17 protein-coding genes are annotated in these 14,811 nt (G+C 74.6%); 9 read left to right on the top strand and 8 right to left on the bottom strand.

Going from position 1 to position 14,811, the window contains the following annotated elements; genetic code table 11:
- Positions 1–7 precede the first annotated feature (7 nt).
- Positions 8–868: a spermidine synthase gene (locus QMG39_RS10865; RefSeq protein WP_281884857.1), complete on the top strand. Its 861-nt coding sequence runs from the start codon at positions 8–10 to the stop codon at positions 866–868.
- Between the two features lie 24 nt (positions 869–892).
- On the opposite strand, the gene QMG39_RS10860 is transcribed toward QMG39_RS10865, so the two are convergent.
- From QMG39_RS10860 to QMG39_RS10850, 3 genes are read right to left on the bottom strand one after another with little or no spacing between them, the layout of a single operon-like run.
- Positions 893–1,756: a 5-oxoprolinase subunit C family protein gene (locus tag QMG39_RS10860; protein ID WP_281884856.1), complete on the bottom strand. Its 864-nt coding sequence runs from the start codon at positions 1,754–1,756 to the stop codon at positions 893–895.
- Positions 1,753–2,400, bottom strand: coding sequence for a 5-oxoprolinase subunit B family protein (locus QMG39_RS10855; RefSeq protein WP_281884854.1), 648 nt, complete (start codon positions 2,398–2,400; stop codon positions 1,753–1,755). The genes QMG39_RS10860 and QMG39_RS10855 overlap by 4 nt, the downstream gene beginning before the upstream one ends.
- On the bottom strand, positions 2,397–3,206 hold the full coding sequence (locus QMG39_RS10850; protein WP_281884853.1) for a LamB/YcsF family protein: 810 nt from the start codon (positions 3,204–3,206) through the stop codon (positions 2,397–2,399). Before QMG39_RS10850 ends, QMG39_RS10855 begins: the two co-directional genes overlap by 4 nt.
- Here QMG39_RS10850 and QMG39_RS10845 point away from each other — a divergent pair.
- On the top strand, positions 3,205–3,711 hold the full coding sequence (locus QMG39_RS10845; protein WP_281884851.1) for a SprT-like domain-containing protein: 507 nt from the start codon (positions 3,205–3,207) through the stop codon (positions 3,709–3,711). The two genes, QMG39_RS10850 and QMG39_RS10845, sit on opposite strands and share 2 nt — an antisense overlap.
- Before the next feature lie 16 nt (positions 3,712–3,727).
- Here QMG39_RS10845 and QMG39_RS10840 read toward each other — a convergent pair whose 3' ends face one another.
- Complete coding sequence (locus QMG39_RS10840) at positions 3,728–4,471, bottom strand: 2-phosphosulfolactate phosphatase (protein WP_281884850.1); 744 nt, start codon at positions 4,469–4,471, stop codon at positions 3,728–3,730.
- Between the two features lie 56 nt (positions 4,472–4,527).
- Between QMG39_RS10840 and QMG39_RS10835 the strand changes: the two genes are divergently transcribed.
- The 3 genes from QMG39_RS10835 (at position 4,528) to QMG39_RS10825 (ending at position 7,432) form a co-directional block, all read left to right on the top strand.
- Complete coding sequence (locus QMG39_RS10835; RefSeq protein ID WP_281884848.1) at positions 4,528–5,067, top strand: hypothetical protein; 540 nt, start codon at positions 4,528–4,530, stop codon at positions 5,065–5,067.
- A 213-nt stretch (positions 5,068–5,280) separates the two neighbouring features.
- Complete coding sequence (locus QMG39_RS10830; RefSeq protein WP_281884847.1) at positions 5,281–6,822, top strand: DEAD/DEAH box helicase; 1,542 nt, start codon at positions 5,281–5,283, stop codon at positions 6,820–6,822.
- A 106-nt stretch (positions 6,823–6,928) separates the two neighbouring features.
- Entirely contained in the window at positions 6,929–7,432 is a 504-nt protein-coding gene (locus QMG39_RS10825) for a GNAT family N-acetyltransferase (protein ID WP_281884845.1), read from the top strand.
- A 22-nt stretch (positions 7,433–7,454) separates the two neighbouring features.
- Here the strand turns inward: QMG39_RS10825 and QMG39_RS10820 are convergent, their stop codons facing one another.
- The gene (locus tag QMG39_RS10820; RefSeq protein WP_281884844.1) at positions 7,455–8,039 is read right to left on the bottom strand and encodes an NUDIX hydrolase family protein; all 585 of its coding nucleotides are present in this window, start codon (positions 8,037–8,039) and stop codon (positions 7,455–7,457) included.
- A 53-nt stretch (positions 8,040–8,092) separates the two neighbouring features.
- On the opposite strand from QMG39_RS10820, the gene QMG39_RS10815 reads away from it, so the two are divergent.
- A complete protein-coding gene (locus QMG39_RS10815) occupies positions 8,093–8,800 on the top strand; it encodes an alpha/beta hydrolase (protein ID WP_281884843.1) in 708 nt (235 codons plus the stop codon).
- 24 nt (positions 8,801–8,824) lie between these two features.
- On the opposite strand, the gene QMG39_RS10810 is transcribed toward QMG39_RS10815, so the two are convergent.
- Complete coding sequence (locus tag QMG39_RS10810) at positions 8,825–9,217, bottom strand: DUF5997 family protein (RefSeq protein ID WP_281884841.1); 393 nt, start codon at positions 9,215–9,217, stop codon at positions 8,825–8,827.
- Positions 9,218–9,281: 64 nt separating this feature from the next.
- On the opposite strand from QMG39_RS10810, the gene QMG39_RS10805 reads away from it, so the two are divergent.
- Together QMG39_RS10805 and QMG39_RS10800 are read left to right on the top strand one after the other, a co-directional pair.
- Entirely contained in the window at positions 9,282–9,968 is a 687-nt protein-coding gene (locus QMG39_RS10805) for a LysR family substrate-binding domain-containing protein (RefSeq protein WP_281884840.1), read from the top strand.
- Positions 9,965–10,693 (top strand): glutamine amidotransferase, encoded by a 729-nt coding sequence (locus tag QMG39_RS10800; RefSeq protein WP_281884838.1) that lies wholly within the window; start codon positions 9,965–9,967, stop codon positions 10,691–10,693. Before QMG39_RS10805 ends, QMG39_RS10800 begins: the two co-directional genes overlap by 4 nt.
- A 14-nt stretch (positions 10,694–10,707) precedes the next feature.
- Here the strand turns inward: QMG39_RS10800 and QMG39_RS10795 are convergent, their stop codons facing one another.
- The gene (locus QMG39_RS10795; RefSeq protein ID WP_281884837.1) at positions 10,708–13,164 is read right to left on the bottom strand and encodes an ATP-dependent DNA ligase; all 2,457 of its coding nucleotides are present in this window, start codon (positions 13,162–13,164) and stop codon (positions 10,708–10,710) included.
- Positions 13,165–13,224: 60 nt separating this feature from the next.
- Here QMG39_RS10795 and ku point away from each other — a divergent pair, with 60 nt between their 5' ends.
- Positions 13,225–14,025 carry a non-homologous end joining protein Ku gene (ku, locus tag QMG39_RS10790; RefSeq protein WP_281884836.1) on the top strand — a complete coding sequence of 267 codons (801 nt, stop codon included), beginning with the start codon at positions 13,225–13,227 and terminating at the stop codon, positions 14,023–14,025.
- An 89-nt stretch (positions 14,026–14,114) separates the two neighbouring features.
- On the opposite strand, the gene QMG39_RS10785 is transcribed toward ku, so the two are convergent.
- A complete protein-coding gene (locus QMG39_RS10785; protein ID WP_281884834.1) occupies positions 14,115–14,654 on the bottom strand; it encodes a polymorphic toxin-type HINT domain-containing protein in 540 nt (179 codons plus the stop codon).
- Between the last annotated feature and the right edge of the window lie 157 nt (positions 14,655–14,811).

Raw genomic sequence — 14,811 nt, 5'->3', positions numbered from 1 at the left:
TGGCCGCATGTCCGAGCCCGAACGCACCCTCGCCGCGAGCGGGCATCGCGCCCGGCTCGAGGAGGAGCGCGGCCGGCCCGGCTCGTGGACCCTCTACGTCGACGGCACCCCGCAGTCGCACGTCGACCTCGAACGGCCCGAGTGGCTCGGCTTCGAGTACGTGCGGCGCATCGGGCACGCGATCGACCTCGTCGCCGATGCGGGCGAGCCGATCACGGCGGTGCACCTCGGCGGCGGCGCGCTGACGCTGCCCCGCTACGTGGCCGCGACCCGCCCGGGCTCCCGGCAGCAGGTGGTGGAGCTCGAGTCCGACCTCGTGGAGTTCGTGCGCGAGCACCTGCCGCTGCCGCGCGGCGCGCAGATCCGCGTGCGGCACGGCGACGCGCGCGAGGTCGCCGCGCGCCTGCCGCGCGGGCTGCACGGCCGCGCCGACATCGTGGTGGTCGACATCTTCTCGGGCTCGCGCACTCCGGCCCACGTCACGAGCACCGAGTTCTACGAGCTGCTGACGCCGCTGCTCGCGCCCCGGGGCATCCTCGTCGTGAACATCGCCGACGGCGCCGGGCTCGCGTTCGCGCGCGGCCAGGTCGCGACGCTCTCGCGGGTGCTGCCGGAGGTGGCGATCGCCGCGGACCCCGGCATGCTCAAGGGCCGGCGCTTCGGCAACGTGGTGGCCTACGCGAGCCCGCACGAGCTGCCGTTCGCGCAGCTGCCGCGCCTGCTCGCGAGCGACCCCGCCCCGGCGAAGGTCGTGTCCGGCGAGGAGCTGCGCCGGTTCACCGCCGGCGCCCCGTTCGTGACCGATGCCACCGCGGTGCCGTCGCCGCCGCCAGCGCGGTCGATCTTCCTCACCAAGCCGAACGCCTGACGCCGCGGCAGCGGGCGTGCCCGCTCAGGCGTGCCGGAACCGCACGGACTGCCCGGGTCGCAGCTGCGCGAAGCGGTCGACCGAAGCCTCCGACACGACCGCGACCACCGGGTACCCGCCCGTGACCGGGTGGTCGGCGAGCAGCACGGTCGGCGTGCCCTCGGGCGGCACCTGCACCGAGCCCCGCACGACGCCCTCGCTCGCGAGCTCGCCCGGCACGAGCCGCTCGAGCGGCGGGCCCTCGAGGCGCACGCCGATGCGGTCGGAGTTCGGCGACACCCGCCAGACCGAGTCGAAGAGCGCGAGCCGGGACTCCTCGGTGAACCAGTCGGCGCGCGGGCCGGGCAGCAGCCCCGCCTCGACCTGGTCGTCGACCGGCGCCCAGGCGGTGAGCCGGTCGAGCGCGGGGATGGCACCCGAGACCGCGTCGCCGACCGGCAGCGCGTCGCCCGCGGCGAGCGGGTCCGGCCCGAGGCCGGCGAGCGTGTCGCGCGAGCGCGAGCCGAGCACCCGCGGCACGGCGATGCCGCCGCGCACCGCGACGACGTAGCGCAGGCCGTGCGCGGCCGTCGGCAGCACGAGCTCGGCGCCCGCGACGGCCCGCGTCGCCGTCTCGGGGCGTACCGCGACGCCGTCGAGGGCGACGTCGCCCCACGCGCCCGCGACCGCGAACCACGCGTCGTCGTCGAAGCGCAGTCGCAGCCCGCCGATCGTGCACTCGAGCGCCGCGGCGTGCGGGGCGTTGCCGACGAGTCGGTTGGCCAGACCGAGCGCCGCCCGGTCGGCCGCGCCGGACCCGCCCACCCCGAGGTGCGCCCAGCCCGGTCGGCCGCGATCCTCGACGAGGGTCAGGGGGCCGGGCTCGACCACGGTCAGCCGGCCGCTCACGACCCGACCTCCCCGCGGACGAAGCGCACGGCCGCACCCGGCACGAGGCGCGCGGGCGGATCGGCGGCGGCGTCCCACAGCACGGCGTCGGTGCGGCCGATCAGCTGCCAGCCGCCGGGGCTCTCGCGGGGGTAGACGCCCGAGTACGACCCGGCGAGCCCGATCGAACCGGCGGGGACCCGCGTGCGGGGGCTCGCCAGGCGAGGCACGTCGTAGGGCCAGTCGTCGCTCACGAGGTAGCCGAAGCCCGGGGCGAAGCCGGTGAACGCGACCCGCCAGGTCGCGGCGAGGTGAGCCTCGACCAGCTCGTCCGGTGAGATGCCGAGGGCGTCCGCGGCCGCGGCGAGGTCGTCGCCGTCGTAGCGTGCGGGCAGCTCGACGGGCTCGGCGGCCGCCGACCCGGCCGCCGCCGGCTCGGTGCGCGCCACCCACGCCGAGGCCGTCTCGAGGGCGATCCGGGACGTGTCGACCGAGACCAGCACGGTGCGCGCGGCGGGCACGAGGTCGACCACGCCGTCGGGACGCGTGGCGACGAGGGCCGCGTGCAGGCCGAGCACCTCCTCGGCCGAGCCGCACTCGACGAGCACGGCGTGCTCCCCCGACGGCAGGAGGCGCCGGGCGCCGGTGCCCGTCGCGGCGGTCATGCGAACGACCCGACCGGGATGCCGGCGTCGGCGAGCGCCGCACGCACCGCACGCGCGATGCCGACCGCGCCGGGGGTGTCGCCGTGCACGCACACGGACTCGGCCGCGATGCGCACCGTGCCGCCGCCGACGGCCTCGACCTCGCCGTCGGCGACCATCCGCAGCACGCGGGCCGCGGCGGCCTCGGGGTCGGTGACGAGCGCGCCCGGCGCGTCGCGCGGCGCGAGGTGGCCGCTCGCGAGGTAGCCCCGGTCGGCGAACGCCTCCGCCACGAAGCGCAGCCCCGCGGCATCCGCCGCCCGCTCCACCTCGGAACCCGGCATGCCGAGCACGGCGAGCCGGGAGTCGAACGCGGCGACCGCACGCACGAACGCCTGCGCGAGGTCGGGGTCGGCGGCCACGGCCGCGTACATCGCGCCGTGCGGCTTCACGTAGCGCATGGCGGTCGACGCCGCCGTCGCGACGCCCGCGAGCGCGCCGAGCTGGTAGACGGTGTCGGCGGCGAGCTCGGCGGGCGAGACGCGCAGGTGCCTGCGGCCGAAGCCGACGAGGTCGGGGAACGACGGATGCGCCCCGATCACGACGCCCGAGGCGGCGGCGATCCGGCAGGTCTCGAGCATGGTCGTCGGGTCGCCGCCGTGGAACCCGCAGGCGACGTTCGCGCTCGAGACCGCGCGGAGCATCTGCTCGTCGTCGCCCATGCGCCACTGCCCGAACGACTCACCCAGGTCGCTGTTGACGTCGATCGTGCGGGACACGTCTCCATTGTCTCGCGCTGACGGCGGCCGCGCATATCCTCGTGCCATGGCGGAACTGGACCGGGTGCGCACGTGGGCGGACGCGCTGATCGTGCTGCACCTCGACCCGGCCGTCTGGACCTTCGCGTTCGACAACGCCAAGAAGCGCGCGGGGCTGTGCGACTTCCAGGCCAGGCGCATCTCGGTGTCGCGGTACCTGGCGGCCCGCTACGACGACGACGAGATCCACCAGATCCTGTTGCACGAGGTCGCGCACGCGCTCGCCGGGCCGAACGCCGGGCACGGGCCGCGCTGGAAAGCCGAGGCGGCGCGCATCGGCTACGTCGGCCGGCGCACCCACGACGGTGAGATCGCCGACGAGCTCGCCCCGTGGGTCGGCACCTGCCCCGCCGGTCACCGGCACGTGCGCTACCGCAAGCCCACGCGCGCGCTCAGCTGCGGCGAGTGCTCGCGCGGCTTCGACCGGGCGAACCTCATCACCTGGCGGCACCGCGAGATCACGCCGGCGATGCGCCGCCGCGCCGCGGCGAGCGCCGACCCTGGCCGGTCGTAGGCGGCCCCGTCCGGCGTCAGACCCGGAACACTCCGCCCTGCAGCACGGGCACGAGGTCGGTCACGTCCGCCTTGGTCGCGAACGCGACGTCGGCGCGCCGGCCGTCGGCGGTGAGCTCGCGCGCGCTGCCGGTCGCGCTGATCAGGTGGTGCGCGGCGCGGCCGAGGCCGGTGTAGGCGGCCGAGGCGACCGCGGCCTCGGGCGAGGTGTGGTCGATGCCGAGCTCCATCAGCGCGTCGACGACGGCACCCGCGGTGAGCTGGTCCTCGACCGAGACGCGCAGGCTACCGTCGGGCCACTGCTCGCCCGCGGCGATGATCGCGACCGAGGTGCGTGCGCCGCGCTCCTCCTGGTACGCGTGGATGTGGCGGGCGACCGCGGTGCGGTTGCGCAGCGACGCGGCGATCACCCGGGCCGGCGAGTCGGCGAGCAGGTGCGCGAGGCGCGAGCCGTTGATCGTGGGCAGCACGACGACGCGGTCGTCGCCGGCTGCGGGTTCCGCGGCGAGCGCCGCCGTCGACGGGCGTGCGACCAGCTCGGCGCCGAGCTCCGCGGCGCGCTCCGCCGCCCCGTCGCCCCACCACGGCGCGACGGCGATGCCGCGCTCGGCGGCCACGACCACCGCGGTCGTGAACTGCACCGCGTCGACGAGCACGACCACGTCGGCATGCGCCGCCACGGCGCCGACCCCGGCGCCGCCCCACTCGAGGCGCACCTGGTACGTCGTCTGGTCGAACGGATCGGTCTGGGGCGCATTCACCCGCACAGGCTAGCCGCCCCCTTCCGCCGTGCCGGACGCGCACGTAGCGTGGGGTCATGCGGCTGCTGCTGAAGCTGGTGCTCGACTGCACCCCGGATGCCGCGTGGCGTGCCCTGCACAGCCCCGCGGTGCTCCGCGAGGTCACCGCGCCGTGGCTCGACTTCTCGTCGCTCGAGGAGGGCGGACTGCCCACGCGGTGGGAGGCGGACGGCCCGCACCGGGTCATGTCGCTCGCGTTCCGCCGCTTCCCCTCGGGCGAGGAGGTCATCGACCTGAGCCACCCCGCCGGGCTGCCCGAGGGGGTGCGGATGCTGCGCGACACGGGCGGCGGCCGCAGCGGCGTGTTCGCGGCGTTCGACCGCTGGGATCACCGGATGGCGGTCTCGCCGGCGCCGGACGGCAGCGGGCGCACGCTGTACCGCGACCAGCTGCTCGCGGGCGGCGGCGCGATCGACGTGCTCGCCTGGTACCCGACCTGGGCGTTCTGGCAGTGGCGCGGGGTGCGGCTGCGACAGCTCGCGCCGACCTGGTCGTACGACCCTCCGGGCACCGCCGATGCGGACGCGGCCGCGGCCGCCGCTGCGGCGCCGCGCTGAACGCACAGCACACCCACAGCGCGCATCCAGTAGGCTCGACCACGGCCGGTGCGCCGTCGCGCCCGCCACGCGTCGTAGAACGCTTCTGCCGGGCATGCGCCCGATGACTCTTCGTACGGCGAATCGGATGCGCGAGATCCCCGCGCCTTCGCCACCCGCTCCCCCGCAGCACCCTGCGCGGGCGGAGCTCGATGCCGGAAAGGCACCACCCAGATGACTTCCCCCACCTTCAGCGCCCTTGGCGTGCCCGCCCCGCTCGTCGCCGCCCTCGCGGCCGACGGCAAGACCGAGCCGTTCCCCATCCAGCAGGACACGCTGCCGGACACGCTCGCGGGCCGCGACGTGCTCGGCCGCGGCAAGACCGGCTCGGGCAAGACGCTCGCGTTCTCGCTGCCCATGGTCGCGCGCCTCGGCGGCGAGCTCGCCGGCGGCCGTCGCCGCGCGGGCCGCCCGCTCGGCCTCGTCCTGGCCCCCACCCGCGAGCTCGCCACCCAGATCACCGCGACCATCACGCCCCTCGCCGACGCGTACGGCCTCGCGACCACCACGATCTACGGCGGCATCAACCAGAAGCGCCAGGTCGAGGCGCTGAACCGCGGCGTCGACATCGTCGTGGCCACCCCGGGCCGCCTCGAGGACCTCATCTCGCAGGGCCACTGCGCGCTCGACGCGATCGAGATCACCGTGCTCGACGAGGCCGACCACATGGCCGACCTCGGCTTCCTGCCGGTCGTCACCCGCCTCATGGACAAGACGCCGAACCGCGGCCAGCGCATGCTGTTCTCCGCGACCCTCGACAACGGCGTGGACAAGCTCGTGAAGCGCTACCTCGAGAACGAGGTGCTGCACTCGGTCGACGAGGCCAACTCGCCGGTCGCCGCGATGACCCACCACGTGTTCGAGGTCGCCGACGTCGATGCGAAGAACGACCTCGTCCGCGCGCTCGCGTCGGGCACCGGCCGCCGCATCCTCTTCATGCGCACCAAGCACCACGCGAAGAAGCTCGCGAAGAAGCTGACGGATGCCGGCATCCCGGCCGTCGACCTGCACGGCAACCTGTCGCAGCCGGCGCGCGACCGCAACCTCGCGGCGTTCCACGACGGCTCGGTGAAGGTCATGGTCGCGACCGACGTGGCCGCGCGCGGCGTGCACGTCGACGACGTCGAGCTCGTGATCCACGTCGACCCGCCGATGGAGCACAAGGCGTACCTGCACCGCTCGGGCCGCACCGCCCGCGCCGGCAGCGACGGCGACGTCGTGACGATCTGCCTGCCCGGCCAGCGCGCCGACCTGAAGTCGCTGCTGCGCAAGGCCGCCATCACCGTGACGCCCGAGCAGGTGACGCCCGACTCGGCCTCCGTGGTCGCGCTCATCGGCGAGGTCGCCCCGTACGTGAAGCCCGCGCCGCGCGAGCAGCGCCAGCAGCAGGGCGGCGGCCGCTCGCAGGGTGCGAACGCGCAGCGCAAGCGCGCCGCGCGCGATGCCCGGGGGAACGGCCAGGGCGGCGGGCAGGGCTCGCGCCGCGGCGGTCGCGGGCGCGGAGGACGCGACGCCGTGCAGCCGGGCACCGCCGACCAGGCTCCGGCGCGTCCGCGCAGGGACCGTTCCGGCCGGCCCGCCGAGGCGAAGGCGCAGGCGCCCCGCCGCGGCTCCGGCCACAGCCGCGGCGCCCAGACCACCGGTGCGCAGCGCCAGCGCCCGCAGGCCGCGCAGTCGCAGGGCCGCCCGCGCACGAACCGGCGCGCCCAGGGCTGAGCCCCGCGGCACGACGAGCCCCGCGATGCGGGTGCCGGCGGGCGACGCCCGGCACCCGCATCCGCTCGATTTCGCATCCGGCCCGGGCTGGCCTAGCCTCTGTGCCATGAGCACCGATGTCGTTGCAGAAGTCGTCATCCGTCCCGTTCGCGATGTGGACGCCGAAGCGCTCGGCAGGGTCCACGCGCAGTGCTGGCACGAGGACTACGACCAGCTGGTCGACCAGGCGACGCTCGCGAACCTGTCGCCCCGCCGCATGGCCGAGCTCTGGACCCACTGGATGAACCAGGGCGAGGACTACACGCACATCGCCGCACTCGTCGACGGCGAGATCGTCGGCTTCGCCGGTGCCGGCCCCGCGCGCGACGAAGACGCCCCGCGCGAGCGCGAGCTGTTCTACATCCACCTGCTCGACGCGTTCCACGGGCGCGGCATCGGGCAGCAGCTGTTCGACGCGACCGTCGGCGAGGCATCCGTCTACTGCTGGGTGCCGAGCGCCAACGAGTACGCGCTGCACTTCTACGACCGCAACGGCTTCACGCGCGACGGCGTCGAGCACGACGAGCCGTTCCTCGGCGAGACCATCCACGAGGTACGCCTGGTCCGCTGATGCGGCAGGCGGGCGGATGCCGCTAGGGCAGGCGACCCACCGAGGCGAGCGCCTGGCGGATGAGCGCGCCGCGGCCGCCCTCCATCTCGGCGGCGACCTCGGGCGCCGACGCCTCCTCGGGGGTCATCCAGGTGACCTCGAGCGCGTCCTGCCGGGGCTCGCACGTGCCCGTGACAGGCACGACGTACGCGAGCGAGACGGCGTGCTGGCGGTCGTCGGTGAACTGCGAGATGCCCGGCATCGGGAAGTACTCGGCGACCGCGAACGGCACCGGGCTCGCCGGCAGCAGCGGGAACGCCATCGGCCCGAGGTCCTTCTCGAGGTGGCGGAAGAGCGCATCGCGCAGCGTCTCGCCGTACATCACGCGACCCGAGACGAGGGTGCGGGTGATCTCGCCGGTCGGGGTGCCGCGCAGCAGCACGCCGACCTCGACGACCGTGCCGAGCCCGTCGACGCGCACCGGCACGGCCTCGACGTAGATGAGCGGCAAACGCTGCCGCACCTCCTCGAGCTCGATGTCGCTCAGCCACGCCGGGTTGGCCGGCGGCGCGGCCGGCTCGCCCTGGGACTCCCAGTCGGGATCGGGGTCGGGGGTGCGCACGCTCATGGCTCCATTGTGTCTCAGCGGCTGCGGCTGTCCAGTGCATCGCGGATGCGAGGATGGAGCGCGCGCCCCGACGGGCGCGACGGGAGGGGACCGACATCGACGCACGCGACCACGTGACCATCGACCAGGGCTCGGTGCTCTGGTCGGCCTCCGGCGCCGACCGCGAGGGCCGACCGCTGCTCGCGCTGCTGCACGGGTACAACTCGCACGAGGGCGACCTCTTCGGACTCTCGCCGTACCTGCCGCTGCAGCCCGTCATCGCGTCGCTGCGCGCGCCCCTGCACACCGGCTACGGCTTCGCCTGGTTCCCGCTGCAGGTCGACGCCGACGGCGGCGTGGGCCTCGGCGAGGCGGAGGCGCGGCGGGCCGAGGCCGCGGCCGACGCCGTCATCGCGTGGGCGGAGTCGCTCGACCCGGCGCCGCCCGCGATCGGCCTGCTCGGTTTCTCGCAGGGCGGCGCGCTCGCGATCGAGCTGCTGCGCCGGCGCAGCGACCTCTTCGGGTTCGCGGTCTCGCTCGCGGGATTCGTGCTGCCCGGCGAGCGCGCGGGGGACGCCGAGCTGGCCGACCGCCGCCCGCCGGTGTTCTGGGGCCGTGGCACGGAGGACGTCGTGATCCCGGCCGATGCGGTCGCGCGCACCCAGGAGTGGCTGCCCGAGCGGGTCGCGCTCGACGCGCGCATCTACGAGGGGGTCGGCCACTCGGTGTCCGAGCAGGAGCTCGCGGACGTCACCGGGTTCCTGCGCGAGCGCTACGCCTGAGCGCGGCGACCGCGGCGACGCGGGTCAGTCGGTCTCGCGGGCCGCGCGCTCGGCGTCGCGCTCCTTGACCCGGCGGTTCTCGGCGCGCACCTGCGCCTGCGTCGCCCGCTCGGCCGACAGCCAGTCGGGCATCTCGGCGAGCAGCTCCTGGATCTGCGCGGTCGTGAGCGGCTCGTCGATGCCCGCGCGCGCGAGGCCCGAGTTCGAGACGCCGAGCTTGCGGGCCACGACCGGGCGCGGGTGCGGGCCCTCGCGGCGCAGCACCTGCAGCCACTCGGGCGGGTCGGCCTGCAGCGCGTCGAGCGCGTCGCGGGTGACCGGGGCGGAACGGAACTCCTCGGGCGCGGCCGCGAGCAGGATGCCCAGCTTCTTCGCCGCGGTCTCCGGCTTCATGGTCTGCTGCCCGCCTGCACTCATCTCGCCAGCGTATAACCTTGGGCGTGGCCGCGGCACGGACGCGGCCGGGAAGGCGATCGGGCTCGTGGCGCTCAGGCTGACCTACGTCGAGGGCGTGAGCCCCGCGAAGTGGTTGCGCGCGTGGGCCGACCGTCGCCCCGACCTCCCGCTCGAGGCCGCCCGGGTCCCCGAGGCCGAGCAGCTCGCGGGCGTCGAGGCCGGCGACATCGACCTGGCCTTCGTGCGCCTGCCCGTTGCGACCGACGGGCTGCACGCGATCCCCCTCTGGGAGGAGGTCGCCGTCGTCGTCGCCCCCAAGGACCACGCCATCGCCGCGGTCGACGAGGTGGTGCTCGCCGACCTCGACGACGAGCCGCGGGCGCCCGTGCAGCCGTCGCCCGAGGGCACGATCGAGCTGGTCGCGGCGGGCACCGGTGTCGCGATCGTGCCGCACTCGATCGCGCGCCTGCACCATCGTCGTGACGTCGCGGCGGTGCCGGTGACGGATGCACCGACGACCCGCATCGCGCTGGTCTGGCGCGTCGAGCGCGACGACGACGACATCCAGGAGTTCGTGGGCGTCGTGCGCGGACGCACGGCGCGCTCGTCGCGCGGCGCCGCCGACGAGGCATCCGATGCCCCCGAGCTCACCCGCGACGAGGCCCGCGCACCGAAGGGCGCCAAGCCCGGCCGCGCGAGCCGCGACCGCCGCGCACGGCGCGCACCCGGCTCGGGCCGCGACAGCCGCAGCCGACGGGGGCGTCGCCGGTGAAGCCCTTCCTGTTCCTCTCCGCCCGGCCCGAGGTGGAGGCGGTCGGCCCCGAGTACGAGTCGGTGCGCTCGGCCATGGACCTCGACGCCGGCCGCCTCGAGCACCATCGGCTCGACGTCGCCGCGCTCGAGCGGCAGCGCCTCGACGCCTTCGCGGGCATCGTGGTCGGCGGCAGCCCGTTCAACGTCACCAGCGCGCCCGAGCACGTCTCCGAGGTGCAGCGCCGGGTCGAGGAGGACCTCGCGTGGGTCGCCGAGCGCGGCCTCGCGGGCGACGTGCCGGTGCTGTTCACCTGCTACGGCATCGGCGTGCTCACCCGGGTGCTCGGCGGCGAGGTCGGGCTCGATCACGGCGAGGAGGCGCAGGCCGTGCGCGTGACGCTGACCGACGACGGCGTGCGCGACCCGCTCACGGGAGTGCTGCCGCCCGGGTTCGACGCGCTGGTCGGGCACAAGGAGGCGACGACCCGGCTGCCCGAGCGCGCCACGCTGCTCGCGGGATCGGCGAGCTGCCCGGTGCAGGTCTACCGGGTCGGCACGCGCGTCTACGCCACGCAGTTCCACCCCGAGGTGACGCCGGCCGACTTCGTGGCGCGTGCGCGCGTCTACCGGCACCACGGGTACTTCCCGGCGCGCGAGATGGCCGCGGTCGAGGCGCGCATCCACGGGGCATCCGTCACCTGGCCGCGCACCATGCTCGCGCGCTTCGCCGAACTGTTCGGCTGAGCGGACCGGGGCCGTCACGCCTCCTCGGTGACCTCGGCGGGGTCGACGTCGGGGCGCAGGCCCCGCCAGGTGGGGTGGCGGGCGACGCCCGCGGGCGTCCACTCGCCGAACGCGATCTCGCCGACGAGGCGGGGCTCGACCCACACGGCATCGGATGCCTCCGCCGGCGGCACCTCGGCGAACGGGCTGTCCGTGCGGCGCAGCGGCTCGAGCAGCCCCGCGATGCGGGCGAGCTGCGCGTCGGTGAAGCCCGTGCCGACCCGGCCCGCGTAGCGGAGGCCCCCGGCGCCGGGGATGCCGATGAGCAGCGACCCGAAGGTGTCGCCCCGCATGCCCTTGCCCGGGCGCCAGCCGCCGATCACCACGGACTGCACGCGCCCGTGCTTGACCTTCAGCCAGTCGGTCGAGCGGGCGCCGGGCCGATAGCGCGAGTCGGCGTCCTTCGCGACGACGCCCTCGAGGCCGAGCGCGCGGCTCTGCTCGATCGCGGCGGCGACGTCGCCGTCGAACGCGGGCGGTACCTGCACGGGCGAGGCCGCCGCGGGCGGCACGAGGCGTTCGAGCAGGTCGCGGCGCTCGCGGTACGGCCGGTCGACCACCGACTCGCCGTCGACCTCCAGCACGTCGAACAGCAGCAGCCGCACGGGCAGCTCCTCGGCCGCGCGCCGGATCTCGCGCGGCGCCGTCAGGTGCATCCGCTGCTGCATGCGTCCGAAGTCGGGGCGGCCGGTCGCGTCGAGCGCGACCACCTCGCCGTCGAGCACCGCCGAGCCGGCCGCCACCCGAGCGGGCAGCCCCTCGAGCTCGGGGTAGCGGGCCGACACCTCGATGCCGTTGCGGGTGAACATGCGCAGCCGCCCGCCGTCGACCTCGACGAGGGCGCGCATGCCGTCCCACTTCATCTCGGCGACCCACTCGCCGTGGTCGAGGTCGTGCGGCTTCGCGGTGGCGGCGAGCATCGGCTGCCACGTGAACGGCCGCTCGGGTTCGGCGGCCACGGGCTCGGGCCGCGGCAGCCGCCTCGTGCGCACCGCCGGCCGCTTCATGCGGTGCAGCAGCCACGTCGACTTCTCGCCCGACCCGTCGGTGCGGATGAGCGCGAATCGCCCGTCCCCCGCAGGCCCGCCGCGGTCGGTGTGCAGCGTCACGATCACCTCGTCGTCGCGCCACTTCTCGAGGTCGTACACGCCGGTGTCCCACAGGTCGACCCGCCCGGCGCCGTATTCCCCCTTCGGAATGGTGCCCTCGAACGTGGCGTACTCGAGCGGGTGGTCCTCGGTCATGACCGCGAGGTGGTTGCGCCCCGACTCCTCGGGCAGCCCCTTCGGCACCGCCCAGCTCACCAGCACGCCGTCGTGCTCGAGGCGGAAGTCGTAGTGCTCGCGGCTGGCGAAGTGATGCTGGATCACGAACCTCGGCAGATCGCCGGGCGCGGGCGGCGCGGCACCTGCGGCGGGCACCGGCTCGGGCGTGCGGTCGGCCGAGCGCTTCTCGCGGTAGCGGCCGAGGCGATCGGATGCCCCCTGGGCGGCGGCGTCCGCCACGGTCGCCATGAACTCCCCCGGCGACGCGCCCACGTGTCCCTGGCGGAGCGGCTCCATCGGGTCGCCGCGCCGGGCGACCAGCGCGAGCACCTCGCCGTACTCGAGGTGGCGCAGGTCGGGGTCGGCGAGTTCCTCCCACGTGCGGGGCGCCGCGACAGTCGGGCGGAACCGGCCGCGCAGCGAGTACGGCGCGATGGTCGTCTTCTTGCCGTTGTTCTGGCTCCAGTCGAGGAACACGCGGCCGGGGCGCACCGCCTTGCTCATGGAGCTCACGACGAGCTTCGGGTGGTCGGCCTCGAGGCTGCGGGCGAGCTCGCGGGCCAGCGCGCTGGCCTGGTCGCTCGAGAGCGAGCCGTCGAGCGGCGCGTAGAGGTGGATGCCCTTGGACCCGCTCGTCACGGGCACCGAGGAAAGGCCCATGCCGTCGAGGATCTCGCGGACGAGGAACGCCACCTCGGCGCATCCGCCGAGCCCCACCCCCTCGCCCGGGTCGAGGTCGAGCACCAGCCGGTCGGGGTGCTGCGGGGTGCCGGCCGCGTCGAACCGCCACTGCGGCACGTGCAGTTCGAGCGCCGCGAGTTGCGCGAGCCAGACGAGCGTCGGCAGGTCGTCGACCACGGGGTAGGTGTTGTCGTGGTCGGAGTGCGGGATGCGCGCGCGCCGCACCCAGTCGGGTGTGCCCTGGCCGAGGTCCTTCGCGAAGAACGTGCCGCCAGGGGCATCCGCCGTGCCCACCCCGTCGACCCAGCGCTTGCGGGTGCACGGGCGCCCGGCCACGTACGGCAGCATCACGGGCGCGATCTCGGCGGAGTAGCCGATCACGTCGCCCTTGGTCGTGCCCGCCTCGGGGTACATGACCTTGTCGAGGCTCGTGATGCGCAGGCGGCGTCCGCCGACCTGCACGACCTGCTCCCCCGACCCCGGCATGCCCCCATCCTGCCGCGCGAGGGCTGGCCGTGGCATCCGTTCGGGTGTTCACTAAGGGGTATGCGTTCCATCTGGAAGGGCGCGCTGACCTTCGGGCTCGTCAACGTGCCGGTGAAGTTGTACAGCGCCACCGAGGACCACGACGTGTCGCTGCACCAGGTGCACGAGGCCGACGGCGGGCGGATCCGCTACGAGCGGCGGTGCGAGGTGTGCGGCAAGGTCGTGAAGTACCAGGACATCGACAAGGCGTACGACGACGGCGAGCACACGGTGATCCTCACCAAGGACGACTTCGACGCGCTGCCCGCCGAGCGCAGCCGCGAGATCGAGGTCGTCGAATTCGTGCCGAACGACCAGATCGACCCGCTCATGTTCGAGCGCAGCTACTACCTCGAGCCCGACTCGAAGTCGCCCAAGGCGTACGTGCTGCTGCGCCGCACCCTCGAGTCGACCGACCGCACCGCGATCGTGCGCTTCGCGCTGCGGCAGAAGACGCGGCTCGCCGCGCTGCGCGTACGCGACGACGTGCTCGTGCTGCAGACGCTGCTCTGGGCCGACGAGGTGCGCGAAGCGAAGTTCCCGTCCATCGACGAGGAGGTGAAGATCTCGCAGAAGGAGCTCGACCTCTCGAACAGCCTCGTCGAGAGCTTCGCCGACGACTTCCACCCGGAGAACTTCGAGGACGAGTACCAGGTCGAGCTGCGCAAGCTCATCGACGCGAAGATCGACCAGGGCGAGGCGATCGACACCGCCGCGACCTTCGGCGAGCGCGAGGAGGGCGAGGCAGGCGGCGAGGTCATCGACCTCATGGAGGCGCTGCGGCGCAGCGTCGACTCGGCGCGGGCGCGCAAGAGCGGGTAGGTGGCGCGCCGCCGACTCCTCCCATTGTGGTTCGAATTCCACGAGGAGATCGGCGTCGGCTGGCATAGCGACTGGATCTCCACCTGTGGTCAAACTGTGGGCGCTGCATCGAGTGGCGCCTCGACACCCTGGTGGGCGTGCGTGAGGAGCGCGAGGTCGCCGGCGGCGACGTAGTACGTGTGGTCGACCGCGACGGTGAGGTTGTGCACCGTCTGCACCCGCCGCTCGTGCGCGACCGCGGTGATCTGCACCCACGTGCCCGCACTGGTCTGCAACCACTGCCCCGCCCGCAGCTGGCCGGCATCGACCCACACCCCGGCATCCGGCACCCAGAACGGATGCCCCGCCGTGGCCACCACGCTCCCAGACACCCCGCCCTCGTCCGCGACGGTGACCGTGACCAGGTCCTTCACCCCGTCACCGGTGATCAGCCGCACCACCTCACGCGGCGCCGACTCCCCCGACACCGGATCCGACGCCCACACCACGACCCCGAGCCCGACCTCCTCGATCGGCACCTCCGAGCCGTCGCACGCGGCACGCGCACCGCCCTCGTGGGCGACGGCGAGCATCGGGGCGGCCAGCAGCACCACCACCGCCACCGCGACACCCGTCAGCGCTCGGGCCACCCATCGACGCAGAACAAGCTGAGCGGATGCCACCGAGGCAGCCTCCCACGACTCACCGCTGCACGACCAACCGCTCCACACGTTCACCGTCGGCAGGCCGAAGTCCGAGGCGAGACTGCTGTCAATGTCAGCGACACGATCGTCAGTGCATTTCTTT

It is taken from the genome of Agromyces rhizosphaerae, assembly GCF_027925245.1.
In the GTDB taxonomy this organism is placed as follows: domain Bacteria; phylum Actinomycetota; class Actinomycetes; order Actinomycetales; family Microbacteriaceae; genus Agromyces; species Agromyces rhizosphaerae.
The sequence above is the reverse complement of the archived record's forward strand: the minus strand, read 5'-3'. Positions and strand labels throughout refer to the sequence as shown.